Source organism: Phyllobacterium sp. P5_D12 (assembly GCF_054049495.1).
In genome coordinates this window covers 1-1,351 of sequence record NZ_JBFUMG010000858.1, presented here as the reverse complement: position 1 = coordinate 1,351, position 1,351 = coordinate 1, and the positions used below count along the sequence as shown (strand labels likewise).

The 1,351-nt window shown below is 61.3% G+C and carries 1 protein-coding gene; it reads left to right on the top strand.

The window, feature by feature from the left end:
• Nucleotides 1-181: 181 nt before the first annotated feature.
• Nucleotides 182-1,351, top strand: a 1,170-nt coding sequence (locus tag ACXJ5O_RS27075) for a Xaa-Pro aminopeptidase (protein WP_457302611.1), incomplete at its 3' end; no start/stop codon positions are given.

Here is a 1,351-nt window from a genome sequence, read left to right as displayed (position 1 = left end):
GATTCACGGCGTACGTAACCAAAGGCAGTTGCAGACGAATATCGAATGGCTGCAGGCGCCGATCCCGCCGGAATTCTGGCAGGCGCTAAAAGTCGAGGCAATCCTGCCGGCCGATGCCCCGGTACCCAGCTAACTCTCAGGCCGACCGCAATCCGCCACCGATCATCACAAGTGAGGAATAATGTCTCTTACCCTGCGTCCCATCTCCATTCCCGATTTCGGCATCCCGCTCGCCCAGCCGAGCATCCCGACATCCACCTATCAAGCCCGATGCCGTGCCGCGTATGCGGCAGCCGGTGCTGACTGGATGGCGGTCTATGCCGACCGCGAGCACTTTGCCAACATGTCGTTCCTTACAGGATTCGAGCCGCGCTTCGAGGAAGCACTACTGCTGCTCGGACCCGGCGACCAAAAGATCATCATCACCGGCAACGAAAACCAGGACTACACGCCAATCTCGCAGATGCCGGGCATGACCAGGATGTTGTGCCAATCATTGAGCCTTATGGCGCAGGATCGCACCCAGAAGCCAAACTTGGTGGCGGTTCTTGGCGAGGCCGGGGTCAAAATTGGCGATAGCGTCGCGTTGGCCGGATGGAAATATGTAGAGACGGAGGAATGGGGCCTTGATCGTCCGACCTTCTTTGTGCCGTCTTACATCGTCGATTCCCTCGCCGTCGTCATCAGCGCGTCCGGTCAACTGACCGATGGCACCCGCATCCTAATGCATCCGACCGACGGGCTTCGGGTCGTCGTCGACGTCGATCAGATTGCCGAGGCTGAATGGGCAGCCAGCCGTGCCTCAATGGCAGTCTGGCGAATCGTCTCCGGCTTCCAGCTGGGCGACAGCGAATATGCCGCGGCTGCCCGGATGGGTTATGCCGGCGAGCCGATGAATTGCCACCCGATGCTGTCGACCAGCGACAGCTCGGCTGCCATCGTCGGCATGCGCAGCCCGAGCGCTCGTGTGCCGAAGAGCGGCGATGGCGCCACGACCTGCGTCAGTTTTTGGGGCGGCTTGACCGCCCGTGCGGGCATGATCGCCGAACACGACGATGCTTTCCTGGACGTGGCCAAGTCCTACTATGCCGCTCAGCTGGCTTGGTACGAAACGGCAGATATCGGCGTCGAAGGTGGAGCGATCCACGATGCCGTCGTCGCCACGCTGGCACGCGCCAACTTGAAGTCCGCCCTGAACCCAGGCCATTTGACGGGCCATGATGAATGGCTGCACTCGCCGATCCGCCCTGGCTCGACAGAACGCATTGCCTCCGGGATGCCGTTCCAGGTTGACATCATTCCGACGCCCATGCGGACGGGCTGGGCACTGAACTGTGAGGATGCCGTCACC